The sequence below is a fragment of the Chachezhania antarctica genome (assembly GCF_003646465.1).
Lineage (GTDB): Bacteria > Pseudomonadota > Alphaproteobacteria > Rhodobacterales > Rhodobacteraceae > Chachezhania > Chachezhania antarctica.
In genome coordinates this window covers 57,155-81,212 of the sequence record NZ_QZEX01000004.1, presented here as the reverse complement: position 1 = coordinate 81,212, position 24,058 = coordinate 57,155, and the positions used below count along the sequence as shown (strand labels likewise).

The window sequence follows — 24,058 nt, the reverse complement described above, 5'->3', positions numbered from 1 at the left end:
TGTGGCGCATGAACTCGAACACTTCGCCGCGCGATGGCGCCTGGCCCGGTGGCGCGCCGGCCGATTCCGGTGCGGCCCACGCCCGCCCCGAACGCAAACGTGGCCATTCGGTCAGCCCGCTCGACATGGCCGTCGAACTGCGCGACCGCGACCTGATGCGCACGGTGTCCGAGGCGGTGAAGCACCAGAACTGCCTGCTGGCCTACCAGCCGGTCGTCGAAGCCCGCCCGCCGCATCGTACCGTCTTTCACGAAGGGCTGATCCGCGTGCTGGACCCGGCGGGCCGACCGATTCCCGCACGGGATTTCATGGACGCGGCCGAAACCGCCGAACTGGGGCGGGAGATCGACTGCGCCGCGCTGGCATTGGGTCTGCGCGCGCTGGAACGCACCCCGGGTCTGCGGCTTTCGCTGAACATGTCGGCGCGATCTGCCGGGTACCGCCGATGGACGCAGATCCTTGACCGCGCGCTCCGCCGCGATGCGTCGCTCGCCGCGCGTCTCACGCTGGAAATGTCGGAACCGTCGCTGGCCGTCGTGCCGGATCTTGTCGGCGACTTCATGCACCGGATCGCAGGCTATGGCATCGCCTTCGCGCTGGATGAAGTCGGCGCCGGGCCGACCATGTTCTGCACCTTGCGCGACAGCCTGTTCGATGCGGTCAAGATCGACAGCCAGTTCGTTCGCGACATCCATCTGCAACCCGACAACCAGTCCCTTGTGCAGGCGCTGACCGCCACCGCCCGCGCCTTCGACATGGGCGTGATGGCGGTGGGCGTCGAATCGAAGGAAGAAGCACTCTACCTGGCCCAGGCCGGTATCGACCTGCTGCAAGGCTATGGCTTCGGTGCGCCGACAATCCGGCCGCCATGGGATTCCCCGGGCGGCGAAGATCGCGCCTGACCCGGGCAAACCGGATCACGATTCGATGCTGCAGCGCCATCGCGGATGCAGCCTGCAGTTGCCGCAGGTGCAGCATTCCGGTAACACCGTTAATCATGGGCGCGGGAGGAACGGTGCCGAACAAAGGCCCCGTTCGACGGAGGACCGATTGCCCGCACAAGCGCTCAGGGTAATTCTGACCCCAGGTTGGCAGAGGACAAAACATGACCAATGTAGTTATCGCATCCGCGGCGCGTACCGGCGTCGGCAGTTTCGGCGGCACGCTCGGCACCACGCCGGCCCATGACCTTGGCAAGGTCGTACTTGAAGCCATCGTGGAACGCGCCGGCATCGACAAGGCCGATGTCGACCAGACGATCCTGGGCCAGGTCCTGACCGCGGCGCAGGGCCAGAACCCCGCTCGCCAGGCCCATATCAATGCCGGCCTGCCGCAGTCCAGCGCGGCCTGGGGCATCAACCAGGTCTGCGGTTCGGGCCTGCGTGCCGTGGCGCTTGGCGCCCAGCATGTCCAGCTGGGCGACGCCGATATCGTCGCCGCCGGCGGGCAGGAAAGCATGTCGCTGAGCCCCCATGCCGCGATGCTGCGCACCGGGCACAAGATGGGCGACATGACCTATATCGACACCATGATCCGCGACGGTCTGTGGGATGCCTTCAACGGCTACCACATGGGCCAGACGGCCGAAAACGTCGCCGAGAAATGGCAGATCGGCCGCGAAGCGCAGGACGAATTCGCCGTCGCCTCGCAGAACAAGGCCGAAGCCGCCCAGAAGGCCGGCAAGTTCAAGGACGAGATCGTCCCGGTCACGATCAAGTCCCGCAAGGGCGAGATCATCTTCGACCATGACGAATACATCCGCGAAGGCGCCAATATCGAGACGATGCAGAAACTGCGCCCGGCTTTCACCAAGGACGGCACCGTGACCGCGGCCAATGCCTCGGGCCTGAACGATGGCGCGGCTGCCGTTTTGCTGATGTCCGCCGACAATGCCGAAAAGCGCGGGATCGAACCCTTGGCGCGAATCGTTTCCTTCGCCACGGTGGGTCTCGACCCGTCCATCATGGGGGCGGGCCCGATCTATGCCTCGCGCGCAGCCCTGGAGAAGGCGGGATGGAAGCCCGAAGATCTCGATCTGGTCGAAGCGAACGAGGCTTTCGCCGCGCAGGCCTGTGCCGTGAACAAGGACATGGGCTGGGATCCGTCGATCGTGAACGTGAACGGCGGCGCCATTGCCATCGGTCACCCGATCGGCGCCTCGGGCGCGCGGGTCCTGAACACGCTGCTGTTCGAGATGAAACGCCGCGACGCCAAGAAGGGGCTGGCGACGCTCTGCATCGGCGGCGGCATGGGTGTGGCGATGTGCATTCAGCGCGACTGATCGCGCCCACAGCACGAAAAACACGCACTATGCTTTTGGAGACCTGCGGCAATTGCCGCAGGTTTCTTTTTGCGCACGAAAGATTATTGCGCAGATAGCCGGTAACGGCTTAACAAGATTACACAGCCAACTTGGAGGACCAACCATATGTCTCGCGTAGCACTAGTGACCGGCGGTAGCCGCGGAATCGGCGCGGCCATCAGCAGGGCCCTGAAGGACGCCGGATACACGGTGGCCGCCAGCTACGCCGGTAACGATGAAGCGGCGGGGAAATTCACCGACGAAACCGGCATCAAAACCTACAAGTGGAACGTGGCCGACTACGAGGAATCGAAGGCCGGTCTGGCGCAGGTCGAAGCCGATCTGGGCCCGATCGAAGTGGTCGTGGCCAATGCCGGCATCACCCGTGACGCACCGTTCCACCGCATGACGCCGGACCAGTGGCACGACGTGGTGAACACCAACCTGACCGGCGTTTTCAACACCGTGCACCCGCTGTGGCCGGGCATGCGTGAACGCGGCTTCGGCCGGGTTGTGGTGATCAGTTCGATCAATGGTCAGAAGGGCCAGTTCGCGCAGGTGAACTATGCCGCGACCAAGGCGGGCGATCTGGGGATCGTGAAGTCTCTGGCACAGGAGGGTGCGGCCAAGGGGATCACCGCAAACGCGATCTGCCCTGGCTACATCGCCACGGACATGGTCATGGCGGTGCCGGAAAAGGTCCGCGAGTCGATCATCGCGCAGATCCCGACGGGACGACTGGGGGAACCGGAAGAGATCGCACGCTGCGTGGTGTTCCTGGCCTCGGACGATGCCGCGTTCATCAACGGCTCGACCATCACCGCGAATGGCGGTCAGTTCTTCGTCTAGTAGGGTCCCGCGGCGGGCGGCGCAATCGCGCCCTCGCCGGCCCCAACCCGTCCACCCCGGCAGCGCGCGCTTTGCGCGCGCGCCGGGCCATCTCGGCCGCGATCCGGCGCAGGGGCGCCGGGGGCGTGTACTTCCCGCCCCAGCCTGATATCCGCCCGACATGACACGATCCCGCGCGACAGCCATCGGTTTCATTGCCGTCCTTCTGTGGGCGCTTCTTGCGCTGTTCACCGTGGGATCCGCCCCGGTGCCGCCGCTTTTATTGAATGCGCTGTGCTTTGCCGTGGGAGGAGCGATCGGCCTGATCTGGACCGCAATGGACGGCGGGCTGAGGCAGCTGCGCGCCGTGCCGCTGCGTATCTATGCCTTCGGAACCATCGGTCTGTTCGGCTATCATGCGCTTTACTTCTCGGCCCTGCGCCTGGCACCCGCAGCGGAAGCGGGGCTGATCGCCTATCTCTGGCCGCTGTTGATAGTACTGCTGTCGGGATTGCTGCCCGGCGAACGCCTGCGGCCGGGCCACCTGACCGGGGCGCTTCTGGGCTTTTCCGGAGCGGCCGTCATCATCTCGGGCGGGGCGACGGGGTTCAGCGCCACATACCTGCCCGGCTACGGGCTGGCGATGCTCTGCGCGCTGACATGGTCGGGCTACTCGGTACTGTCCCGCCGTCTCGGCGATGCGCCAACGGCATCCGTCGCGGTGTTCTGCCTGGCCAGCGCGGCCCTGTCGGCCGCACTGCACCTTGTTCTGGAAGAGACCGTCTGGCCACAGGACGCCCTTGGATGGGCCGCGACGCTGGGTCTTGGGCTGGGCCCGGTGGGCCTTGCCTTCTTTGTCTGGGACATCGGCGTGAAACGCGGCGATATCCAGCTAGTGGGCACGGCGTCCTACGCCGCACCGCTGATGTCTACATTGATACTTGTCGTGACCGGCATCGCAGCGCCAAGCTGGTCACTGGCGCTGGCCGCCGTTCTGATCACGGGCGGCGCGGGCCTAGCTGCATTGGCCAGCATGCGCGCCGGGAGGTTTGCTAGTGCGAAAGCCTCTGGATCTCGTCCTTGAGTTGCAGCTTCTTCTTCTTCATCTGGGAAATTGCCAGCCGGTCCGCCGCAGGAGACCGCTCCTCGGCCTCAAGACGATGTTCCAGATTTTCGTGCTTTTTCTTCAGCTCGACCAGATGCGATTCCATGCTCATGGGACTCTCCATTCCGTTGCTGCCGAAGGAAAGTTGACCACAGGTCAGCGATTCTGTCATCAAAGAGTTACGTGAAAGGTTGCGAAGGCCATAACAACGCCGCTCCCTCACGTAAAACTGCCGCAATTTCAGGCCGGTAATCGTCGGCACCATCCTGCACGTGCCTGTCGCCGTCGTGCAGGATCACAGGCGCGTGAAGTCGAAACGGCGCGCGACCGTCTTTCCGCATACGGAGAATCACCAATTCGGGTGCTCTCCCCAAGCGTGCAGACAGAGGCAGCGCCTCGATGGATCCCAGATGGGCCGTTCCGACCGCCAGCATCTCTGGCAGCCGGTCGGTGCGGTTGATCAGGTGCAGATAGCCCCTTGGTTTCAGCCTCCGCGCCGCCACCTCGATCCAGAGCGGCAGGGGCGCCGTATCGCCAAGCGCCATCGCGCGGCCCGCATCATCGGCCGGCAGATGGGCGCCGGCGCGGAAATAGGGCGGGTTGGCGATCACGTGATCGAAACTTCGCGCCTTGAGCGGCCGGGGCAACGCCGCCAGATCGGCGGTATGAACCTCGATCTCCAGCCCGTTCCGCGCCGCATTGCGGCGCGCAAGATCGGCGTAAGGGTCCTGCACTTCGACGCCCGTCAGCGACAGCCCGGGCACACGGGACCCCAGGCTCAGGATCGCGGCCCCCGCGCCGCACCCCAGTTCCAGAACGCTCTGCCCCCGCGTTGCAGGCACCGCCGCTGCCAGCAACAACGGGTCCACCCCGGCGCGATAGCCCCGGCGCGGTTGCAGCAGCTTCAGCGCGCCGCCCAGGAAGGCATCCTCGCTCAGGTCACTATCGGCAAACCCGGTCACAGCCCGCGCGGGATATCGTTGTCGGCCAGCACGATCAACGCTCGATCGAAATCGCTTTCGCGCACCATCATCCGCCGCGGCAATGCGCCTATGCCGCCTTCAAGGACGCTCATATTTACGTCCAGTGGAAACGACTCTATACCCTCGCCTTGGAGAAGGGCCGAGGCGAAGGCCATGATGGTCGGGTCGGTGCTGCGCAGAAGCTCTTTCATGGGAACGGGAATAGGCCGCTCCCGGGCGCCTGTCGAGCCCCGCCGGGATAGGCCGCCGGCGGCGTCCACGACCGGAACGGACAGCCGTCACGCTCGCGTGAGATTTTGGATAGGGAACCTATGGATACCCGCACGATTGCCAAACCGCAGGACCGGCTGGCCGATGCCCTCGCGAGCGAGATGGACGCCGTCAACACCCTGATCCGCACCCGCATGGGCTCGGAACACGCGCCGCGCATCCCCGAGGTCACGGCCCATCTGGTGGAAGCCGGCGGCAAGCGGCTGCGGCCGATGCTGACGCTCGCCGCCGCGGGCATGTGTGGCTACGAAGGCCCCCACGCGGTGACCCTGGCCGCGACGGTCGAATTCATCCATACCGCCACGCTGCTGCACGACGACGTGGTCGACGAAAGCCACCAGCGGCGTGGACGGCCCACGGCGAACCTGCTGTGGGACAACAAGTCGAGCGTTCTGGTCGGCGATTTCCTCTTTTCACGCAGCTTCCAGCTGATGGTCGAGGCCGGGCGGATCGAGATCCTGGGCGTGCTGGCCAATGCGTCCGCCACGATTGCCGAAGGCGAAGTGCTGCAACTGACAGCCGCGCAGGATCTGGCAACGACCGAAGCGATCTACATGCAGGTCATCAGGGGCAAGACGGCCGCGCTCTTCGCCGCGGCGACCGAGGTCGGCGGCATGATCGCCGATGCCGCGCCCGAGACGATCAATGGCCTGCGCGATTACGGGGAGGCGCTGGGCATCGCGTTCCAGATCGCCGACGATCTTCTGGATTACCAGGGCGACAGCGCCGCCACGGGCAAGAACGTGGGCGACGATTTCCGCGAACGCAAGCTGACGCTGCCCGTGATCAAGGCCATCGCCGCCGCAGATGCCGAGGAGCGTGCGTTCTGGCAGCGCACCATCGCCGACGGAAAGCAACAGGACGGCGATCTCGACCATGCGCTCGCGCTGATGAACCGTCATGGCACGCTGACGGCAACACGGGACGAAGCCTATCGCTGGGCTGCTGCCGCCCGTTCCGCGCTTGCCCCCTGCCCTGCGCACGAACTGCGCGATATCCTCTCCGACCTCGCGGACTTCGTGGTCTCCCGCCTGGCCTGACCCGTCACAAGGACCGCGCGCGACTAGCGCAATACGGTTGGCGCCACCCACCAGACCGGGTTTTCCGATGCCAGCGTCCATGACGCCGCATCTGCCTGCTCTCGCGTTTCGAAGATCCCGAAACAGGTCGCGCCTGATCCGCTCATTCGCGCGAGTGCCGCACCCGCCTGCCGCAACGCGCCAAGCACATCGCCAATTGCCGGTGCAACTTTCAAGGCCGGTGCTTCCAGATCGTTCCGCTGCCTGTCCAGCCATGCAACCAGCGCCGGGACATCCGTCCACGAAACCAAGTCTTCCATCAGTTGGCCGTCGCGCCGCTGCAAGCCGGCAAAGACCGCCCCTGTCGGCACCTCGATCCCGGGATTGACCAGCACGGCCGGCACATCCGGGAACCCGTCCAAAGGCTCCACCACCTCGCCGATCCCCGACATCCGCGCCGCGCGCGCGGTCATGCAGACGGGCACATCCGCCCCCAGCGCCAGCACATACGGCAAACCCGCACCGAACCGCTCCGCGCAGGCACGCAAGGTCGCCGCCGCATCCGACGACCCGCCCCCGATTCCGCCGGCGGCGGGAAGATGCTTTTCCAGTGTGATCGCGGCATCCCTTACGCCCGCAGCCGTCGCTGCGCGCAGCACAAGGTTTTCGGGTCCGGTTGGAACGCCTGCCGCACGCGGCCCGGTGACAGACAGGGTCAGCCCCTTGCCATCGTCCACGAAGATCCGGTCACCGATATCGGCAAACGCAACAAGCGAGTCGAGCAGATGGTACCCATCCGCCCGACGCCCGGTGACATGCAGTGCAAGGTTGACTTTCGCCGGTGCGAAAGCCTCAGTTCTTGTTGCCATCCGCCACTTTCAGCGGCGGCGCGCCTTCCTCGGCCAGTGTCGCGTCCAGCCCGATCTCCAGCTTGCGCCGGATCCGGTCGGGATCGGCCTCGCCGTTTTCATCCGTGGTATCGACGAAGGAGAGCGCGCGCTTCCACTGGAACTCGGCCTCCCGCATCCGGCCCACGGCCCAGTAGACATCGCCCAAGTGGTCGTTGATCACCGGGTCCACCGGTTCCAGCGCCACCGCGCGTTCCATATGTGCCACCGCTTCCTCGTACCGTGACAGGCGATAGAGCGCCCATCCCAGCGAATCCACGATGAAGCCGTTCTCGGGCCGGGCGGCCACGGCCTCCTCGATCATCCCCAGCGCCTCTTCCAGGTTCTGCTGCTTCTCGACCAGCGAATAGCCAAGGTAGTTCAGCACCATCGGATGGCCCGGCTGCATGTCCAGCGCGGCCCGGAAATCGGCCTCGGCCCGCTCCCATTCCGACATCCGCTCCAGCGCGATCCCGCGGGAATACAGGTAGGCCCAGCGGATCGCGCTGTCCTCTTCGGTGTACTCCAGCGCCCGGTCATAGGCGCGCGCGGCGTCGGCAAACCGACCCTCGGTCCGGTAGAAATCGGCCAGCGATGCATGGACGGTCGGCAGAGTCGGATAATCCTTCGACAGGCGTTCCAGCACCTCGATCGCGGCATCGGGCTTACCGGCGCGGCCCAGCACCTCGGCCCGGCCCTGTTCGGCGGCGTAGAAATCCGGGCTGTCACGCGGCACGTCGCGATAGGTGTCGACCGCAAGGTCGTATTGCCCCAGCCCGTCCAGCATGTCGGCCGTCAGCAGAACCGCGTCGACATGATCGGGCCGCAGGTGCGCCGCCAGCCGCGACTGGATCATCGACAGAAGCTCCGTCTCCTTCGAATCGAGCATCAGCGACAGCGCGAAATGCAGTTCGGCAATGCCGTCCTGCGGTGATTGTACCGTGGTGAAGGGCAGTGTCTCGCCCGCCGCGAGCTCGTCCGCCATTGCCGTCAGGCCCGGATCGAACCCGCCGCTGAAGGCTTCGGCCAGCCGTTCCAGCGCCTCGTCGTTCCGGCCAAGCTGCGACAGGATCTCGGCCCGTGCCATGGCCCCGCGACGGGTCCGGAAAAGGCTGCGGTCGACCTCAGCAAAAAGCTTGGCCGCCGCATCGTATTCTTCCAGGTAGGCATGAGCCAATGCCTTGTGGAACTGTGCCAGCACCGCGAGACCCGCGTCGGATTTCATATCCTCGAACAGGGGCATGGCCGCATCGCGATCCCCCTTGCCGACATAGGCCCAGGCCGCCATCAGCTTGCGGCTGATCGGATCGCTGTCCGGTGCGTTCGTCGCAATCTCGAGGATGCCGTCCCAGTCCCCGGCCTTGGCGAGGTTGGCCAGGATCGTCAAACGTGCCAGCGGCCGGTCGCCGCCAGCCTCGTGGAGCGCTTCGGCATAGGGCAGCGCATCGGCAACCCGCCCCAGGGCCAGCAACGAGATGATCGTGTTCTCGGTCAGGAAACTGTTGTCGGGATCGACTTCCAGCGCCCGGCCATACTGGCGGGCGGCCGTATCGAAATCGTTCGCCATCAGCGCCTGCCGGCCCGCCAGATACGCGCCAGAGCGCACATCGGCAGCGACCACCTGCGGCAGTGAAAGTGAAGCCAGGACCGCGAAAGCGACCCCCCGGAGCATACCTGTCGACACGGATGTCATTCCCTGAAGCTTAACCATGCTGCACAAGCTAGGCCTGTCACCGCCGGGTAGCAATGCCCGCGGCCCCCACAATCGGGCCGGGATACGGCAAAGTTCAGCCAAATGTGACAGATCTCACGCAGACCTGACCGGCCGTGCGTGCTGTGCAGGACATCCCTGAACACCCGGATCGCGCGCGCGGGCGGCTGGGCGGATGCGTCAGCATCCGCCCGAGGGTCGGGTGGGCGGGCCGCCCGCGCGCGCGATCCGCGGCCCGACGCGGCTTTACATGTTCGGGTAATTCGGCCCGTCGCCGCCCTGCGGCGTGGTCCAGTCGATGTTCTGGCTCGGGTCCTTGATATCGCAGGTCTTGCAGTGCACGCAGTTCTGGAAGTTGATCACAAAGCGCGCGGGCTTGCCCTCTTCCTCGACGAACTCGTAGACGCCCGCCGGGCAATACCGTGCCGACGGCCCCGCGAAATCGGGCAGGTTGACCGCGACAGGGATCTCCGGATCCTTCAGCTTCAGATGCGCCGGCTGGTTCTCCTCGTGATTGGTCATCGAGAAGCTCACGTTCGTCAGCCGGTCGAAGCTCAGCACGCCATCGGGACGCGGATAGTCGATCGGCTTGTGCCATTCCGCGCGCTCGGTTGCCTTCGCATCGGTCTTGCCGTGCTTGATGGTGCCGAACAACGACCCGCCGAAGATCGTCTGGACCCACATGTCGAAGCCGCCCAGGGCCAGACCGCCCAGCGGCCCGAACTTGCCGTTCAGCGGCGCTACGTTGCGCACCGTCTTCAGATCCTTGCCCACCGGGCCTTCACGCAGCGCGGTGTCGTAGTCTTCCAGCACGTCGCCACCACGGCCCGCGCCGATCGCGGCAAAGGCCGCCTCGGCCGCCTCGATGCCCGAATGCATGGCGTTGTGGTTGCCCTTGATCCGCGGCAGGTTCACCAGCCCGGCCGAACAGCCGATCAGCGCGCCACCCGGGAAGGCCACCCGCGGGATCGACTGGAAGCCGCCCTTGGTCACCGCCCGCGCGCCATAGGCCACGCGCTTGCCGCCCTTCAGCAGCTCGGCGATCTTCGGGTGATGCTTGAACCGCTGGAATTCCATGTACGGGTACAGGTACGGGTTCTTGTAGTTCAGATCGACGATGTAGCCGACATAGACCTGGTTGTTGTCCAGATGGTAGACGAAGCTACCGCCCGAATTCTTCCAGCCCAGCGGCCAGCCCATCGTGTGGGTGACCTCGCCTTCATTGTGCTTGGCCGGGTCGACCTCCCAGATCTCCTTCATGCCCAGGCCGAACTTGGGCACGTCGCAATCCTTGGCCAGATCGTATTTCGCCAGCACTTCCTTCGACAGCGATCCGCGCACGCCTTCGCCCAGGAAGACATACTTGCCGTGCAATTCCATGCCGGGCTCGTAGGATGGACCCGGCGTGCCATCGGGGTTCCGGCCGAACTCGCCTGCGACCACGCCCTTCACTTCGCCGTTCTCCCCATAGACCACTTCCGAACACGCCATGCCCGGGAAGATCTCGACGCCCATTTCCTCGGCCTGTTCGGCCATCCAGCGGCAGACATTGCCCATCGAAACGATGTAGTTGCCGTGGTTGTTCATCAGCGGTGGCATCATGAAGTTCGGCAGCCGCAACTGGCCCGCCTCGCCCAGCACGTAGAAATTGTCTTCCTTGACGGGCACGTTCAGCGGCGCGCCCTTTTCCTTCCAGTCCGGGATCAGACGGGTCAACCCCGACGGGTCCAGCACGGCGCCCGACAGGATATGCGCCCCCACTTCCGAGCCCTTCTCCAGCACCACCACGTTCAGATCGGCGTCGAGCTGCTTCAGACGGATCGCAGCCGACAGACCTGCCGGTCCGGCGCCGACGATCACCACGTCGTATTCCATTGCCTCGCGTTCGATCTCGGCCATTCCGGCACTCCCTCCTGTGGCGCCTGACATCTGTCAGTGTTGCTTGTGGTCGCGACTGACTATCGTTGCTTCATTGCTAAGGTCAATTGCTTCGCGCAACTTTCCTGCGCGGCAAAGAGACCTGATCGCCTGCATTTTCTCATCTTCGCGTCTCATGCACAACGCCCCACCACCCCGCCCGGTTCCGCGACCCGTTCAGACGTCTCGCGGATCGGTCTGCCTCCGGCAGGAGTACTTGGGAAGAAAGAAGAACGGGAGGGCGCCTGCCCTTCTTCTTTCTTCGAAAAATACTCCGGGGGAATCCGCGCCGCCGGCGCGAGCGGGGGCAGAGCCCCCATCGGACCGGTGGACTTTGACGCGCGGCATGCTCTCTGTCTTAGTGCTACCAACCGGGACACTCCCGGCCGCGGCGCAGATGCCGCCCCAGGGAGGAGCCAGAAATGCCCGTATCCATGCAAGTCATCTACCCCGCCACCGAAGGCAGCACCTTCGATCACGACTATTACCTGTCCACCCATATGAAGATTGTCGGCGAAACCATGGGCCCGCACGTAGAGACGACCATCGTCACGAAAGGCGTCGCCGGCGGCCCCGGCGTGGCGCCGGGTTTTCACGCCATCGCCACGATGACGTTCAAGGATCAGGCCACCATGGACGAAGCCCTGAAGGCCTCGGGCGCCGCGGTGAAGGATATTCCGAACTTCTACAACGCCCAGCCGCAGATGCTGTTCGGCGAAGTGGTCGCCTAACCGGGCGCCTCGGCCGGTTCGTAGGCGTCCCCCAGCAGGAACCGCGGGCCGGTCCCCCGCGCCGCCATCCTGTCTTTCGGGTTGTAGAGCGCGCAGCTCGGCAGGCTCAGGCACCCGCAACCGATACAGCCGTCGAGATTGTCGCGCAGGTGTTCCAGTTCCGCGATCCGGGCGTCCAGATGCGCCCGGAAGGCCGCGGCCATCTTTTCCCAGTCGCGCTTGTTGGGCGTCCGTCCGCCGGGCAGCGTGTCCAGCAGCGCGCGGATTTCGGGCAGGGTCAGCCCGATCTTCTGGGCGATCATAACGAAGCTCAGCCGCCTGATATCCGCGCGCCCGAACCGCCGCTGGCCGCCGGCGTTGCGCCAGGGCCGGATTAGTCCCTGCTCCTCGTAGTACCGGATCGCCGAGACGGCGAGCCCGGTCCGTTCCGCCAGCATTCCGATCGCCAATCCATCCGATACTGCCATGCCTCAAAACCCCTTGACCTCAAGTTAGCTTGAGGAATTACGACTGGGAGTGCAACCCGATTTCCATGAAAGGAAAAGTCCCATGTCTGGCACTCTCGAACACGTCAATTTCACCGTTTCCGACAACGACGCCACCGCCGCCTGGATGTGCGATGTCTTCGGCTGGAAGATCCGCTGGGCGGGCAAGGCCCGTGACGGGCGGACGGTCCATGTCGGCACCGATGACGCCTATCTCGCGCTTTCCACGCCCAGTTCTGCGGAAAAGCGCGAAGGACCGGCCCCAGGCGGCATGGGCAGGATGAACCATGTCGGTGTCGAAGTGGCCGATCTGGATGCCACCGAATCCCGCGTTCGGGCCCACGGCTTCGATACGTTCAATCACGCCGATTACGAACCGGGCCGGCGGTTCTATTTCAACGACGGCGACGGAATCGAATTCGAGATCATCTCGTATACCTGACCGGCGCCGCACAACCGGCATTCGGGCGCCGATCGGGCTGATTCCAGCCCGGCTTCCGCCCCAGCTTGTGCCGGGACCCGTGGCACTCCCCTTGCAAAACCGCCTCAGACTTGTTCAGATATCTTCCGACTGAACATTCGCCCCGTCGCCTTGTCGCGGCGGGGCGCACCATTTGCGCGAACAAGAAAGTCGCGCGGCACCAAGCGTGGAAGAGAGAGAATGGAAAAAGTACCGATGACCCGGAAGGGCCATACCGCGCTCGAGACCGAACTGAAGCAGTTGAAGTCCGTCGAACGCCCCGCGATCATCAAGGCGATTGCCGAGGCACGCGAACATGGCGACCTGTCCGAGAACGCCGAATACCACTCGGCGCGCGAAAAGCAGTCCTTCATCGAAGGCCGCATCAAGGAGCTGGAAGGCGTTCTGAGCCTGGCCGAGGTGATCGACACGGCGAAACTGTCCGGCACGATCAAATTCGGCGCCACGGTGACGGTGGTCGACGAGGACACCGAAAAGGAAACGACCTGGCAGATCGTGGGCGAGCACGAGGCCGACATCGAGAACGGGCTTCTGAACATCAAGTCGCCCATCGCCCGTGCCCTGATCGGCAAGGAGGAAGGCGACAGCGTCGAGGTCCGCACGCCCGGCGGCGACCGGGCCTACGAGATCCTCAAGATAATGTACGTTTAAGGGAGGCCGGGGCATGGAAGATCCCGCCCCTTTCCCGAAACAGGCCCCCGACAAGGCACTGGGGATCTATGACCGTTCGTCCCGCGCAGGCGGGGGGGGACGCGAAGGGTTTGGCTTGCTGTTCACCATCCTCTGGCTGGGGGCATGGATCGGCTATTTCGTTCTGGTCGATCCGGTCTGGCGGCAGAGCATGGCGGGCCTGTCGGCCATCGTCGTCGTCCTGGCCGCGGTCCTGCCCCTGATCGGCACCTGGGCGCTGATCGGCATGCTCCGCGCCCAGGACGAGATCCGCGAAGATAGCCAGAAACTGCAGGAGGCTCTGGCCGCGATCCGGCAGGCCTCCATCGCGCGGCAGCAGCGGCAGACGGCGGGGTTCGAGACGAAACTCGCTCGCAAGATCGACGATCTGGCCGAACGGATGACAAGCCTGGAACTGGCCCTTGCCGCAACCCAGGCCGTGCCGGAGGAAGACGCACACGAGCCAGAGGTCCCAGAGCCGGATCCCTACGCCGATGCCGACGATCCCGACATGCACGCGGCACTCGATGCGCTCGACGCAGAGCCCGCACCGGCACCCGCGCCGAAGGAGACCGCCGCGCCCGCGCCATCACAGGGCAGCCTCGCGCTCGGCCTGCCCATGGCAGACGCGCCGCGGCGGCCGGAGACCGATGATTTCCTGCGCGCGCTGAATTTCCCGGAAACCGTGGATGATGCCGAAGGCTTCGCCGCCCTGCGCCGCGTGATGCGCGACCGCCATTCCTCGCAGTTGATACAAGCGGCCGAAGATGTGCTGACGCTGCTGGGGCAGGAAGGGATCTACACCGACGAACTTCGCCCCGACATGGCCCGGCCCGAGGTGTGGCGGCTGTTCGCGAAGGGCGCGCGCGGCCGGACTGTGGCCGACCTGGGCGGCATTCACGACCGCGAGGTGCTGGCCCAGGTGGCGCTCCGGATGCGACAGGACGCGATCTTCCGCGACGCCGCGCACCATTTCCTGCGCCTCTTCGACCGCGCGGCGGCTGAATTCGAGCCCACGGCGTCGGACGCCGAGATGTCGGCCTTCGGCAATACCCGCAGCGCCCGCGCGTTCATGATCTTCGCCCGCGCGGCCGGCACCTTCGACTAAAGCACGAAGGACCGCGCCCGCTGCGGCCAAGGAGGATCGCGATCAGCGATCCGACGGGGGCGGGCGGGCGGGGCCGCAGCGGGCGCGGTTCGGCGCCGACGCACGAACCGGCGGCAGGACAGAGCCCATCCCTCCTGCTACACTGGGTAAAACCCGGCCCGAGCCCGAACCGCCATGCTCCACCTCCTGACCCATCCCGTCTTCGCCCGTCTCTTCGCCGCGCAGGTCGTGGCGCTGATCGGCACGGGTCTGCTGACCGTGGCCCTTGGCCTTCTCGCCTTCGATATCGCCGGTGCCTCGGCGGGCGTCGTGCTCGGCACGGCTTTCGCCATCAAGATGGTGGCCTATGTCGGCCTCGCCCCGCTGGCCAATGCCGCCGCCGAACGCCTGCCCCGCAAGGCCGTCCTCATCGCCGCCGACCTGCTGCGCGCCTCGGTCGCGCTCGCTTTGCCCTTCATCGACGCCGTCTGGCAGATCTACGCTCTCATCTTCGTGCTGCAGGCGGCGTCTGCCACCTTCACGCCCGCCTTCCAGGCCACGATCCCCGACATTCTGAAAGACGAGGCCACCTATACCCGCGCCCTGTCGCTGTCGCGGCTGGCCTACGATCTGGAAAACCTGCTCAGCCCCGCGCTGGCCGGGGTGCTCCTGCTGATCACCAGCTACAGCACCCTCTTCGTCGGAACGACGCTGGGTTTCCTGGGCTCGGCCGTGCTCGTCCTCTCGGCCGCGCTGCCACCGCGCACCCAAGCCCAGGCCCCAAGACCGTTCCTCGACCGCGCCACCCGCGGCATCCGCATCTACCTCGCCACCCCGCGCCTGCGCGGCCTGCTGGCGCTTTCGCTCACCGCGGCAGCCTCCAGCGCCTTCGTGCTGGTGAATACGGTGGTGATCGTGCGTGCAACCTACGGCGCCGGCGCCACCCCCGTGGCCATTGCGCTCGCTGTCTATGGCGGAGGCTCGATGCTCGCGGCCCTCGCCCTGCCCCCTCTGCTCGACCGGGCCCCAGACCGCATCGTCATGATCGCCGCTGCATGGGCGCTCACCCTCACGCTTGCCGCGACCGGCCTGGCCTTCGCAAGCGACACCCTGCCGCCCTGGCCCGGCTTTCTCGCGCTCTGGATGCTTCTGGGCCTCTTCTTCGGCGCGGTCACGACGCCTTCGGGCCGCCTGCTGCGCCGCTCGTCCCGGCCCGAGGACCGCAGCAGCCTTTTCACCGCGCAGTTCACCCTGTCCCATGCCTGCTGGCATTTCACCTACCCCTTGGCGGGATGGCTCGGTGCGACCATAGGCATGTCCGAAACGCTCCTCGTCTTCGCTGCCATAGCGGCCCTGGGCGCGCTCCTTGCCGTGCGCTTCTGGCCCGCAAGGGCACCTAGCGTTCTGCCGCACGCCCACCCCGACCTTCCCGCGGACCACCCGCATCTGAAAGCCCATGGCCTGCAGCGACACAGCCACATCTACGTGATCGACGACCTGCACCCGACTTGGCCCTGATCGGCCAACCCCTTCAGCCTTGCTGTCGGATGCCTCCGGCGGGAGTATTTTGAGAAAGAAGAAACCACGCGCCGATTCTTCTTTCCCCAAATATTCCGGGGGAGGCCGGACCGCAGGTCCGGGCGGGGGCAGGGCCCCCTCTCCCGGCGCGCCACGATCTGCGCAAGGAGCTTTTGAGAAGCGTGTCTTAAAGACCGAAGCTGCCGTAGGGCAGGAAACGCACCGGGTCGCCCGGGCGAACATGCGCCTCTCCGTCGGGCAGTTCGACCAGCCCGTTTGCCCAGCCCAGCCCGCTGATGCGGCCCGATCCTTCCGAAGCGAAGGGCGCGGCCCGGCCGTCCTGCAACCGCGCGCGGATGTATTCGCGGCGTCCCGGTTTCTTGCGCTTCTCGAAGGCGGCGGGCACGTCGAAGGCCATGGGCTCGGCCCAGCCCGCGCCGGACAGTAGCGACAGGGCGGGCCGCGCGAAGATCAGCGCGCAGACAAAGGCCGCGACCGGGTTGCCGGGCAGCCCGAAGACGGGCTTGCCGGACCAGAGACCCAACGCCAGCGGGCGACCCGGTTTCATCGCGATCCGCCAGGTCTCCATCGCGCCTTCGGCGGTGAGAAGGGCCGAGACGTGGTCCTCCTCTCCCGCCGACGCCCCGCCCGATGTCAGGATCGCATCGACCCGGTTGTCGGTAACGGCGCGTGTCAGGCATTCGGCCAGCGTGTCCCGATCATCCGCTGCGCGGCCGAGATCGACGGCGACATGTCCGAACCGTTCGATCAGGCCCAGAAGCATCGGGCGGTTGGCGTCATAGATCTTGCCCGGTCCGGCTTCGGTTCCCGGCTCCAGCAGTTCGTCGCCCGTCGACAGCACGCCGACCCGCAAGGGACGGCGGACCTGCACGGTTCCCACGCCGACGGCGGACAAGAGCGCCAGATCCTGCGGCCCGAGCACGCGGCCTTCGGTCAGCGCGATTTCGCCTTCAGCCACGTCTTCCCCGGCCTTGCGGGTGTTGGCGCCGCGTTTCAGGGGCCCGTTGAAGGCGACATGACCGCCTGACAGGGCCACGTCTTCCTCCAGCACCACCGTATCCACGCCTTCGGGCAATTCGGCCCCCGTCAGGATCCGCAGCGCCTTCTTACTGGGCACCGTCCCGTCATAAGGCACACCGGCGGCCGACCGTCCGGCGAGCAGTTCCATCACGTGGCCGCCCGTATCGGCGCCACCTGCGAAGCCATAGCCATCGACGGCGGAATTCGGCGCAGGGGGGTGAGACCGCCGCGCGACCGCGGGCGCCGCCAGAACACGCCCCAGGGCACCTGTGACGTGAAGCGTCTCCTGCCCGGTCACGGCGTGAAGGCCCGCCCGCAGCCTGTCCAGAGCCGCATCGACCGGGGTCCAGTCGACGCCGGGCGGCAGGGCGAAGCAGTCGTTCGTCAGGGGGGGCGGACTGGGGAGCGCCGCCTTTTGCAGGGCCAGCGATTTGCGCGCAGCATCCGCAAGTTTCGCCTCGTGCCCTATGCCAAGGATCCAGCCCTCTTCGGGCGCGTCCACGTCGACCATGTCGGCAAAGTCATCGCCCGACAGGGCGGCCAGAGCCCCGGCCACAAGCTGGACCTGCAGCGCATCGCGCACCGGTGCCAGACCTGCGTCCTGTTGGCGGATCAGTTCTTCGTTCACCACGTCGGCAATCAGCGACGGCCATGTTTCCATCAGAGCGACGGGACGCGTCAGAGGTTCAAACGGCCAGACGGCGACAGCATCCGCGAACCGCTTGCGCAGGCGCGACAGGACCGGCAGGCCGGTCATGACCTGCCCGCCCACCGCACCGGCACCGGCCATCTGCCAGCAGGTGAAGGTGCCCTTGGCCTGCGCCTCGGCCTCGCGCCGCTCGGGAAACGGGTTGACGTAGTCTTGCTTCGTGCGCGGCAGGCCATCGATATCGCGGTTGCGCAGGCCGTTGGCCCAGAACGGGCCCTTCCCCGCGCCCAGAGTGCGGTTGATTTCTCCCGCCAGATCGAAGCGGGTGTTTTCTTTTGGCGAATCCGACAGGCGGGTTTCCAGCCAATCCCATACCGCGAAAGGATCGGCCTGCCCCGTCAGCGCCTGGGCGAAGCCTTTCGGATAGGCGAAGGGGAAATCAAACCCGATGCACAGCCTGCGTCCCGCCGCCAGTTCTTGCGCGATCAGCGTCGCGATCCAGACTTCGGCCAGTTCCCGGTTGCGGAAATACTGCGGCGCCTGCACGCCGTCCGCCGTGGCGAGGCAGGCCCAGATCGCGTCCCGCCGCGGGCGCGGGCCTGTGTCGTTGCCGCCGGACCAGTCGATCATCGCGTAGGTGTCGAAACGGGTCACAGGGTCAGCTCCGCCAGGATGAAATCGGCAATGGCGGTCGTGTCGTCCAGATCGAAGACCGGGCGATCCACGTCGATGGCCACGTCGCTGGCAATGGCGCGGATCGACGGATCGCCGGGGGCTATCAGGTCGTGCCCGGCCTCGGCGCGGTAGGCCTCGATCTTGGGATGTGCCTCGCGCTTGTAGCCTTCGACAAGCACCAGATCGACAGGCTTCAGACGGGCGAGCAGTTGGGTAAAGGACGGCTCTTCCTCTCCCCGCAGTTCGCCCATCAGGGCATAGCGGGCGGCGCCTGCAACCAGCACTTCGGACGCCCCCGCCTCGCGGTGGCGATAGCTGTCGCGGCCCTTCTGGTCGACGTCGAAGGTGTGATGCGCATGCTTCAGGGTTGAAACTGTCAGCCCCCGCCCCGCGATCTCGGAGACCAGCCGCGTGACAAGCCCCGTCTTGCCCGCGTTCTTCCAGCCGGTGACACCGTAGACCTTCACGCCATCTCCTCCAGCAACCGTGTGGCGCGGGCGAGGTCTTCGGGCGTGTTCACGTTGAAGAACGGATCGAAGGGCGTGGCGTGGAACACCGCCAAGGCCGCGCCATGCCGGTCGGTCCACTGCACGACCTTGCGGAGGCCGTCCGTCAGCGCCGCGCGCAGATCGTCACGCAGCGCCACGGGCCAAAGCCCGAAGGTCGGATGCCGCGACAGGCCGCGTTCCGGGTCGGGTGTGGCGGCAAGGGCCAGCGGGTGGTCCATGTCCATCGCCGCGTCCTGCAGCCGCGCGACCAGATCGGCCGGGAAAAACGGTGTATCGACGGCGGCCGACACGATGGAGGTGGCGCCTTGCGACGCGGCCCAGTCGAGCCCGGCCAGAACGCCCGCCAGAGGCCCCGCGAAACCATCGATGGAATCGGCCAGAACCGGCAGGCCCACGTCGTCGAACCGCGCCGGATCGCCGTTCGCGTTCAGCGCCATGTCCCCAACCTGCGGGCGCAGACGCTCCACGACCTGCGACATCAGCGTGCCGTCGCCAAGCGCCAGCCGCCCCTTGTCGCCACCGCCCATGCGCCGCGCCTGTCCGCCGGCAAGGATCAATCCCAACGGTTTCATTCGGTCACCACGCCTGGGCGTCCGGCTACGTCTTTGTCGATCATCACGTCACTGTTTTCCTTGGCGCCGGGTTTAATGTGCGGGGCAACATCATGCATTCGATGCCGCCTTCCGCCCGCTCCCGCGCCGCTCCTCGGGCACCGATGCGACATCGGCATCGCGGATCAGCCGCTCCTCGCCCGACAGGCAGACAAACCGCGCGCCCTTCATGCGGCCGATCAGCGTCAGGCCCACGTCGCGGGCGATCTCGACCCCCCATGCGGTGAAGCCCGACCGCGAGGCCAGCACCGGGATGCCCATCAGCGCCGTCTTGATCACCATCTCCGACGTCAGGCGGCCCGTGGTGTACAGGATCTTGTCCTCGGGCGTCGTCCCGGTCGAGAACATCCAGCCCGCGATCTTGTCCACGGCGTTGTGGCGGCCGACATCCTCCATGTAGACCAGAGGCTGGTCCTGGTGACACAGCACGGTTCCGTGGATCGCCCCGGCCTCAAGATACAGCGACGGCGTCCGATTGATCTTGGCCGACAGGGCGTAAAGCCACGAGGTTCGCACCGGGGTTGCCGGCAGTTGCAGATCCTCCAAGCCCTCCATCATGTCGCCAAAGACGGTGCCCACGGCACAGCCCGACGTGCGGGTCTTCTTCGACAGCTTGGTCTCGTGCGAGGTCTCTGACTTCGTGCGCACGACGACGGTTTCGACTTCCTCGTCATAGTCGACGGCCGTCACCTCCTCATCGTCGCCCAGCATGCCCTGATTGCGCAGGAATCCAAGCGCCAGATACTCGGGATAATCTCCGATGGTCATTGCCGTCACGATCTCGCGGCGGTTCAGGTAGATGGTTAGGGGGCGTTCCTCGACCACCGAAAGCGCTGTCTCCGCACCGGTCTGATCGGTGCCCGTCACCGCCCGCGTCAGGCGCGGCGCCTTTGGATCCGGCGCGATGATCCACCCCTCTGCCGACTCGATCCTGGCCATTTGCATCCCCCTTGAGCGCCCGCTAATGCTGACCTGTTCAAGTTAGGAAGTTTGCATGGCCGTCTCCACCCCATTCTCCAGTTTTCTCCGTGGCATGCGCGACAGTCTTCCCTTCATCCTCGTGGCCGGGCCCTTCGGGCTGCTGTTCGGGATCCTTGCCACCGAAGCCGGGCTGAACCTGTTCGAAACGGTGGTCTTCACCGTGTCGATCTTCGCAGGCGCCGCACAACTGACCTCGCTGGGCCTCCTGCAGGAGCAGGCGCCGACGATCATCGTCCTTCTGTCCGGACTGGCGGTGAACCTGCGGATGGCGATGTATTCCGCCTCTCTCACGCCCTACCTGGGCGATGCGCCGGTCTGGAAGCGGGCGATTGCGGCGTACCTGACGGTGGACCAATCCTATGCCCTGTCGATCATCCGGTTCGAGCAGGAGCCGGAGATGACGGTGGCCGAGCGCTATGCCTACTTCTTCGGGACGAACAGCGTGATCGCCCCGGTCTGGACCCTCTCGACGATCCTGGGCGCGCTTGTGGGTGCGCAATTGCCGCAATCTTGGAACCTGGGCTTCGTCATGCCGATCGCCTTTCTGGCGGTCGTGGCGCCGATGCTGCGCACCCCGGCCCACCGGATCGCCGCGCTTGTCGCGGCGGTGGTGGCCCTGCCCGCGGCGATGCTGCCCTTCAACCTTGGCCTCATCGTGGCGGGTGCGGCCGGCATGGCGGCCGGCGCCCGGGCCGAACTTGTCCTGAATCGACGGTCGGAGGCCGCGGCATGACCCCTGAAACGGCACCACCACAGGTCTTCACCGACCTGCAATTCTGGATCGTCTGCATCGGGCTGGCCCTGGGCAGTTTCGTGCTGCGCTTCGGTTTCCTGGGACTGATCGGGAGCCGGGAAATGCCGGAATGGGTGCTGCGCCACCTGCGCTACACGGCCGTGGCGATCCTGCCCGCGCTGGTGACACCGCTGGTCCTGTGGCCCACGCATACCGGCGGCGTGTTCAGCCTGCCGCATTTCGTGGCGGCGGTTCTGACCGTGGTGGTCGGGTTCCTGACCCGCAGCGTACTGGGCGGGATCGTGACGGGGGGCGTCGTGCTCTATGCGCTGCAGGCGATGGGCGGCGGCTGAGGCGCCGCCTCAGCCCTCGGCGTCGACCGGTTCCTGCGTCTCGACCGCCTGTTTCTTGGCCTGCGCCGCGGCAATACCGTCCTGCACGTTGCCCTCGTCGTCTTCGTAGTATTTCTCCGTCGTCACGCCGGGGATCTGCGCGAACTGCTCCATCAGGGCCGTCGGTTGCAGAACCTTCTTGATCTGCCCGAACCCGGGGACCTGTTGCAGCAGCCCGGACGTGGCCGAGGTGCACAGGATCTGCCCCACACGCCCGTTCTGAAGCGCCAGCTGATAGGCAGTCTGAGCCTGTTCGGGCGTCACGGTCACGGTCTGCAGGACGACGTGATAGGTCGAACGCGAATGCGCGCTCTTGTAGTAGGACAGCACCTGCGGCGTGAGCCCGAACAGCACGTCCTCGCGCTCCGGCACGCCGTCCAGCTTGAAGGCACCGGCCGGATCGAACAGCACCCGTTCCGTCGGCGCATTGATCAGCAGCGCGGAATGGCTGCCGTTGCCTGTCCGGTTCGACACCATCGTGATGAGCGTGAGCGCATCGGGGCCGGGATGACGGTACCGCACGGCGGCGATCTCGGCATCGGTGGAGTTCGGCTGATCAGGCACGGCACAACCGGCCAGCGCCAGCAGAACGGCGCCGAGGCACAGGAGGACACGCATGCTTACGGGTGAATCCAGAAGATGGCCATGAGGATCAGCAACACGATGATCACGGCAATGACGCGGATCACGGCCCGTATGAACCCGTCGTAGGTTTCATAATGCTCGGTCATGTCCATCTCGCCGTGCTTGTGGTCCGCCATCGCAATGTCCTCGGTGCGTCAGTTGAATCTTGCCCGGACGGCAATACTAGATGTCGTCGCCCTTGTCATCCCGCCAATGCCGCCGTCCTGCGCGGCGATTTGCCCGTTCGAAGCCGGGCGCCCACCGGCGCAACCGGGCCCGCGCAGGCGGCGGGAAGGAGGATTGCGGAACGCGATCCGACGGGGGTGGGCGGGCGGGCCGCCGCCTGCGCGGGCCCACGGCATGCCCTCACGCGCCGTCGGTATCCTCTTCGATATCCGCGGCCAGCCGGAACCCGATCCGGTTCGCGGGTTCCTCCGGCCTGGGCTTCGGCACCGCTCGCAGCATCACGCTCAGCTGCGTGACATGCTGCACAAGTTGTGTCCGCGCGCCCGACATGTCGGTGCCGTAGAAGGTGACGATATCGGGATCGAAAAACCCCATCCCCGCAATACGCATCACGCCCACATCGCCGCCCGCAAGCCCCATCGCGACCTCGTGCTCGGCGTCCAGTTGCCCCTCGAAGTTCTTGATATACAGGATCATCCGCTCATAGGCCCACTGCGCCGGGCTCTTGCCCGACGCCGCCTCTGCCATCTTGTCGGACAACGTCCCGGGCGCCGGGCACGCGCTCGGGTCCGCCTGCACATCGTGGCGTCGCACCGGTTTCTTCGGTGGTTCGTCGCTCATGTTGCCCTCACATACAGCCATGCACCATCCGCGCGCCGTTCCCGTACCACCTGTCCCGTCAGATACAGGTGCTGCGCGTGGGCCATCGCTTCGAACAGCGCCAGCCCGTATTCGCCCTCGCCGATCTTGCGCTTGAACAGCGGCGGAAAGCAGTCGGACGCTGTCTTCGGTTCATCCAGATGCTCCAGAAGGCGGTCCAGCCCGTGGCGGTGATTGTCAATCATCTGACGCAATCGCACAGGCAGGCCGGTGAACACCATCTTGTGACCGCCCAGAACCATGTGACCGGGCAAGGCCAGCGTCGCCAGCCGTTCGCAGGATTCCAGCCAGTCGCCCACCGGATCAGCCTCAGGCTCGTTCGCGTAGATGCTCAGGTTGGGCGAGATCGACGACAGGATCTGGTCGCCTGCGATAACAAGGTTGTCGTCCCGGCTCCAGAAGGTCGCGTGTTCGGGCGCATGGCCATTGCCGATATGCACGTCCCAGTCGCGCCCGCCCATGCGGATAACGTCGCCCTGCTTCACCCGGGTGAAACCCGGCGGCATCTTCGACACCACATCGCGGAAATGGAACCCGTCGCCGGCGATGCGCTTTTCCAGCACCTCGGGCGTCATGCCAGCCGACCGCCAGAACGCGACCGTTTCCGCGGGCGGCGTTTCCTGCACATCCAGGCACAGCATCCGCGCCATCAGCCACGCCGTGCGCGTGGTGACCAGCTCGGCGCCGTGTTCCGTCTGGAACCAGCCGGCATTGCCGATGTGATCGGGGTGATGATGCGTGACCACCACCCGCGTCACCGGCTTGCCCGCCAGCGGCCCGGCCATCATCGCCGTCAGCAGCTCCCGCGCCTCGCGCGATTTGAAACCCGTATCGACAATCGTCCAGCCGTCGCCATCGTCCAACGCATAGACGTTTACATGATCCAGCTTCATCGGCAGGGGCAGCCGCATCCACAGCACGCCCTCTGCCACCTCGATCGCCTCTATGCCTGCGGGAGGTTTGTCCCAGGGATACCTCAAACCGCCTGCGCCACCATCCATGCG

The 24,058-nt window shown here is 65.9% G+C and carries 27 protein-coding genes; 12 read left to right on the top strand and 15 right to left on the bottom strand.

Annotated elements, in window-relative coordinates:
- Positions 1–8 precede the first annotated feature (8 nt).
- The 4 genes from D4754_RS09430 (at position 9) to yddG (ending at position 4,214) form a co-directional block, all read left to right on the top strand.
- Positions 9–902 (top strand): EAL domain-containing protein, encoded by an 894-nt coding sequence (locus D4754_RS09430; protein WP_121063377.1) that lies wholly within the window; start codon positions 9–11, stop codon positions 900–902.
- Between the two features lie 203 nt (positions 903–1,105).
- Entirely contained in the window at positions 1,106–2,281 is a 1,176-nt protein-coding gene (locus D4754_RS09425; protein ID WP_121062846.1) for an acetyl-CoA C-acetyltransferase, read from the top strand.
- 147 nt (positions 2,282–2,428) lie between these two features.
- Positions 2,429–3,151, top strand: a complete 723-nt coding sequence (phbB, locus tag D4754_RS09420; protein WP_121062844.1) for an acetoacetyl-CoA reductase — start codon at positions 2,429–2,431, stop codon at positions 3,149–3,151.
- A gap of 160 nt (positions 3,152–3,311) precedes the next feature.
- On the top strand, positions 3,312–4,214 hold the full coding sequence (gene yddG, locus D4754_RS09415; protein ID WP_121062842.1) for an aromatic amino acid exporter YddG: 903 nt from the start codon (positions 3,312–3,314) through the stop codon (positions 4,212–4,214).
- Here the strand turns inward: yddG and D4754_RS09410 are convergent.
- The 3 genes from D4754_RS09410 to D4754_RS09400 form a co-directional block, all read right to left on the bottom strand.
- Positions 4,183–4,347 carry a DUF465 domain-containing protein gene (locus tag D4754_RS09410; RefSeq protein ID WP_121062839.1) on the bottom strand — a complete coding sequence of 55 codons (165 nt, stop codon included), beginning with the start codon at positions 4,345–4,347 and terminating at the stop codon, positions 4,183–4,185. The two genes, yddG and D4754_RS09410, sit on opposite strands and share 32 nt — an antisense overlap.
- 67 nt (positions 4,348–4,414) lie before the next feature.
- Complete coding sequence (locus tag D4754_RS09405) at positions 4,415–5,197, bottom strand: tRNA1(Val) (adenine(37)-N6)-methyltransferase (protein ID WP_121062837.1); 783 nt, start codon at positions 5,195–5,197, stop codon at positions 4,415–4,417.
- Positions 5,194–5,409, bottom strand: coding sequence for a putative signal transducing protein (locus D4754_RS09400; RefSeq protein ID WP_121062835.1), 216 nt, complete (start codon positions 5,407–5,409; stop codon positions 5,194–5,196). The genes D4754_RS09405 and D4754_RS09400 overlap by 4 nt, the downstream gene beginning before the upstream one ends.
- Before the next feature lie 120 nt (positions 5,410–5,529).
- Between D4754_RS09400 and D4754_RS09395 the strand changes: the two genes are divergently transcribed.
- Positions 5,530–6,528: a polyprenyl synthetase family protein gene (locus tag D4754_RS09395; protein ID WP_121062833.1), complete on the top strand. Its 999-nt coding sequence runs from the start codon at positions 5,530–5,532 to the stop codon at positions 6,526–6,528.
- A gap of 23 nt (positions 6,529–6,551) precedes the next feature.
- On the opposite strand, the gene D4754_RS09390 is transcribed toward D4754_RS09395, so the two are convergent.
- From D4754_RS09390 to D4754_RS09380, 3 genes are all read right to left on the bottom strand, one after another.
- On the bottom strand, positions 6,552–7,376 hold the full coding sequence (locus D4754_RS09390; protein WP_121062831.1) for a 4-(cytidine 5'-diphospho)-2-C-methyl-D-erythritol kinase: 825 nt from the start codon (positions 7,374–7,376) through the stop codon (positions 6,552–6,554).
- Entirely contained in the window at positions 7,360–9,066 is a 1,707-nt protein-coding gene (locus D4754_RS09385) for a tetratricopeptide repeat protein (protein ID WP_121062829.1), read from the bottom strand. Before D4754_RS09385 ends, D4754_RS09390 begins: the two co-directional genes overlap by 17 nt.
- Before the next feature lie 285 nt (positions 9,067–9,351).
- Positions 9,352–11,004 (bottom strand): electron transfer flavoprotein-ubiquinone oxidoreductase, encoded by a 1,653-nt coding sequence (locus D4754_RS09380; protein ID WP_121062827.1) that lies wholly within the window; start codon positions 11,002–11,004, stop codon positions 9,352–9,354.
- Between the two features lie 440 nt (positions 11,005–11,444).
- On the opposite strand from D4754_RS09380, the gene D4754_RS09375 reads away from it, so the two are divergent.
- Entirely contained in the window at positions 11,445–11,753 is a 309-nt protein-coding gene (locus tag D4754_RS09375) for an EthD family reductase (protein WP_121062825.1), read from the top strand.
- On the opposite strand, the gene soxR is transcribed toward D4754_RS09375, so the two are convergent.
- On the bottom strand, positions 11,750–12,220 hold the full coding sequence (gene soxR, locus D4754_RS09370) for a redox-sensitive transcriptional activator SoxR (RefSeq protein ID WP_121062823.1): 471 nt from the start codon (positions 12,218–12,220) through the stop codon (positions 11,750–11,752). The genes D4754_RS09375 and soxR overlap by 4 nt on opposite strands.
- An 82-nt stretch (positions 12,221–12,302) precedes the next feature.
- On the opposite strand from soxR, the gene D4754_RS09365 reads away from it, so the two are divergent.
- The 4 genes from D4754_RS09365 (at position 12,303) to D4754_RS09350 (ending at position 15,993) form a co-directional block, all read left to right on the top strand.
- Positions 12,303–12,680 carry a VOC family protein gene (locus tag D4754_RS09365; protein WP_121062821.1) on the top strand — a complete coding sequence of 126 codons (378 nt, stop codon included), beginning with the start codon at positions 12,303–12,305 and terminating at the stop codon, positions 12,678–12,680.
- Positions 12,681–12,899: 219 nt separating this feature from the next.
- Positions 12,900–13,370, top strand: coding sequence for a transcription elongation factor GreA (greA, locus tag D4754_RS09360; protein WP_121062819.1), 471 nt, complete (start codon positions 12,900–12,902; stop codon positions 13,368–13,370).
- Positions 13,371–13,383: 13 nt separating this feature from the next.
- Positions 13,384–14,496 carry a hypothetical protein gene (locus D4754_RS09355; RefSeq protein WP_121062817.1) on the top strand — a complete coding sequence of 371 codons (1,113 nt, stop codon included), beginning with the start codon at positions 13,384–13,386 and terminating at the stop codon, positions 14,494–14,496.
- 174 nt (positions 14,497–14,670) lie between these two features.
- Entirely contained in the window at positions 14,671–15,993 is a 1,323-nt protein-coding gene (locus tag D4754_RS09350) for an MFS transporter (RefSeq protein WP_121062815.1), read from the top strand.
- 187 nt (positions 15,994–16,180) lie between these two features.
- Here the strand turns inward: D4754_RS09350 and D4754_RS09345 are convergent, their stop codons facing one another.
- The 4 genes from D4754_RS09345 to D4754_RS09330 form a co-directional block, all read right to left on the bottom strand.
- On the bottom strand, positions 16,181–18,337 hold the full coding sequence (locus D4754_RS09345; RefSeq protein ID WP_240453821.1) for a molybdenum cofactor synthesis domain-containing protein: 2,157 nt from the start codon (positions 18,335–18,337) through the stop codon (positions 16,181–16,183).
- A complete protein-coding gene (gene mobB, locus D4754_RS09340) occupies positions 18,334–18,825 on the bottom strand; it encodes a molybdopterin-guanine dinucleotide biosynthesis protein B (RefSeq protein ID WP_121062813.1) in 492 nt (163 codons plus the stop codon). The genes D4754_RS09345 and mobB overlap by 4 nt, the downstream gene beginning before the upstream one ends.
- Positions 18,822–19,439: a molybdenum cofactor guanylyltransferase MobA gene (gene mobA, locus D4754_RS09335; RefSeq protein WP_121062811.1), complete on the bottom strand. Its 618-nt coding sequence runs from the start codon at positions 19,437–19,439 to the stop codon at positions 18,822–18,824. The genes mobB and mobA overlap by 4 nt, the downstream gene beginning before the upstream one ends.
- Positions 19,440–19,529: 90 nt before the next feature.
- Entirely contained in the window at positions 19,530–20,417 is an 888-nt protein-coding gene (locus tag D4754_RS09330) for a formate dehydrogenase accessory sulfurtransferase FdhD (protein ID WP_205589612.1), read from the bottom strand.
- Positions 20,418–20,472: 55 nt separating this feature from the next.
- Between D4754_RS09330 and D4754_RS09325 the strand changes: the two genes are divergently transcribed.
- Both D4754_RS09325 and D4754_RS09320 read left to right on the top strand, forming a co-directional pair.
- A complete protein-coding gene (locus tag D4754_RS09325) occupies positions 20,473–21,192 on the top strand; it encodes an AzlC family ABC transporter permease (protein WP_121062807.1) in 720 nt (239 codons plus the stop codon).
- Complete coding sequence (locus D4754_RS09320) at positions 21,189–21,545, top strand: AzlD domain-containing protein (RefSeq protein ID WP_121062805.1); 357 nt, start codon at positions 21,189–21,191, stop codon at positions 21,543–21,545. The genes D4754_RS09325 and D4754_RS09320 overlap by 4 nt, the downstream gene beginning before the upstream one ends.
- A 9-nt stretch (positions 21,546–21,554) precedes the next feature.
- Here D4754_RS09320 and D4754_RS09315 read toward each other — a convergent pair whose 3' ends face one another.
- The 4 genes from D4754_RS09315 to D4754_RS09300 all read right to left on the bottom strand — a co-directional run bounded on the left by D4754_RS09315 (position 21,555) and on the right by D4754_RS09300 (position 24,055).
- Positions 21,555–22,202 carry a hypothetical protein gene (locus tag D4754_RS09315; RefSeq protein WP_121062803.1) on the bottom strand — a complete coding sequence of 216 codons (648 nt, stop codon included), beginning with the start codon at positions 22,200–22,202 and terminating at the stop codon, positions 21,555–21,557.
- A 2-nt stretch (positions 22,203–22,204) separates the two neighbouring features.
- Positions 22,205–22,345, bottom strand: coding sequence for an aa3-type cytochrome c oxidase subunit IV (locus tag D4754_RS09310; RefSeq protein WP_121062801.1), 141 nt, complete (start codon positions 22,343–22,345; stop codon positions 22,205–22,207).
- A gap of 229 nt (positions 22,346–22,574) precedes the next feature.
- Positions 22,575–23,015, bottom strand: a complete 441-nt coding sequence (locus D4754_RS09305; RefSeq protein WP_240453820.1) for a DUF6173 family protein — start codon at positions 23,013–23,015, stop codon at positions 22,575–22,577.
- Positions 23,012–24,055: an MBL fold metallo-hydrolase gene (locus D4754_RS09300; RefSeq protein ID WP_121062792.1), complete on the bottom strand. Its 1,044-nt coding sequence runs from the start codon at positions 24,053–24,055 to the stop codon at positions 23,012–23,014. Before D4754_RS09300 ends, D4754_RS09305 begins: the two co-directional genes overlap by 4 nt.
- Positions 24,056–24,058: the final 3 nt, after the last annotated feature.

Bases quoted from the DNA above. Each gene is read 5' to 3' on its own strand.
- D4754_RS09430 (WP_121063377.1), top strand. From the start codon at position 9: ATGAACTCGAACACTTCGCCGCGCGATGGCGCCTGGCCCGGTGGCGCG.
- D4754_RS09425 (WP_121062846.1), top strand. From the start codon at position 1,106: ATGACCAATGTAGTTATCGCATCCGCGGCGCGTACCGGCGTCGGCAGT.
- phbB (WP_121062844.1), top strand. From the start codon at position 2,429: ATGTCTCGCGTAGCACTAGTGACCGGCGGTAGCCGCGGAATCGGCGCG.
- yddG (WP_121062842.1), top strand. From the start codon at position 3,312: ATGACACGATCCCGCGCGACAGCCATCGGTTTCATTGCCGTCCTTCTG.
- D4754_RS09410 (WP_121062839.1), bottom strand. From the start codon at position 4,347: ATGAGCATGGAATCGCATCTGGTCGAGCTGAAGAAAAAGCACGAAAAT.
- D4754_RS09400 (WP_121062835.1), bottom strand. From the start codon at position 5,409: ATGAAAGAGCTTCTGCGCAGCACCGACCCGACCATCATGGCCTTCGCC.
- D4754_RS09395 (WP_121062833.1), top strand. From the start codon at position 5,530: ATGGATACCCGCACGATTGCCAAACCGCAGGACCGGCTGGCCGATGCC.
- D4754_RS09390 (WP_121062831.1), bottom strand. From the start codon at position 7,376: ATGGCAACAAGAACTGAGGCTTTCGCACCGGCGAAAGTCAACCTTGCA.
- D4754_RS09385 (WP_121062829.1), bottom strand. From the start codon at position 9,066: ATGCTCCGGGGGGTCGCTTTCGCGGTCCTGGCTTCACTTTCACTGCCG.
- D4754_RS09380 (WP_121062827.1), bottom strand. From the start codon at position 11,004: ATGGCCGAGATCGAACGCGAGGCAATGGAATACGACGTGGTGATCGTC.
- D4754_RS09375 (WP_121062825.1), top strand. From the start codon at position 11,445: ATGCCCGTATCCATGCAAGTCATCTACCCCGCCACCGAAGGCAGCACC.
- soxR (WP_121062823.1), bottom strand. From the start codon at position 12,220: ATGGCAGTATCGGATGGATTGGCGATCGGAATGCTGGCGGAACGGACC.
- D4754_RS09365 (WP_121062821.1), top strand. From the start codon at position 12,303: ATGTCTGGCACTCTCGAACACGTCAATTTCACCGTTTCCGACAACGAC.
- greA (WP_121062819.1), top strand. From the start codon at position 12,900: ATGGAAAAAGTACCGATGACCCGGAAGGGCCATACCGCGCTCGAGACC.
- D4754_RS09355 (WP_121062817.1), top strand. From the start codon at position 13,384: ATGGAAGATCCCGCCCCTTTCCCGAAACAGGCCCCCGACAAGGCACTG.
- D4754_RS09350 (WP_121062815.1), top strand. From the start codon at position 14,671: ATGCTCCACCTCCTGACCCATCCCGTCTTCGCCCGTCTCTTCGCCGCG.
- mobA (WP_121062811.1), bottom strand. From the start codon at position 19,439: ATGAAACCGTTGGGATTGATCCTTGCCGGCGGACAGGCGCGGCGCATG.
- D4754_RS09330 (WP_205589612.1), bottom strand. From the start codon at position 20,417: ATGGCCAGGATCGAGTCGGCAGAGGGGTGGATCATCGCGCCGGATCCA.
- D4754_RS09325 (WP_121062807.1), top strand. From the start codon at position 20,473: ATGGCCGTCTCCACCCCATTCTCCAGTTTTCTCCGTGGCATGCGCGAC.
- D4754_RS09320 (WP_121062805.1), top strand. From the start codon at position 21,189: ATGACCCCTGAAACGGCACCACCACAGGTCTTCACCGACCTGCAATTC.
- D4754_RS09315 (WP_121062803.1), bottom strand. From the start codon at position 22,202: ATGCGTGTCCTCCTGTGCCTCGGCGCCGTTCTGCTGGCGCTGGCCGGT.
- D4754_RS09310 (WP_121062801.1), bottom strand. From the start codon at position 22,345: ATGGCGGACCACAAGCACGGCGAGATGGACATGACCGAGCATTATGAA.
- D4754_RS09305 (WP_240453820.1), bottom strand. From the start codon at position 23,015: ATGAGCGACGAACCACCGAAGAAACCGGTGCGACGCCACGATGTGCAG.
- D4754_RS09300 (WP_121062792.1), bottom strand. From the start codon at position 24,055: ATGGATGGTGGCGCAGGCGGTTTGAGGTATCCCTGGGACAAACCTCCC.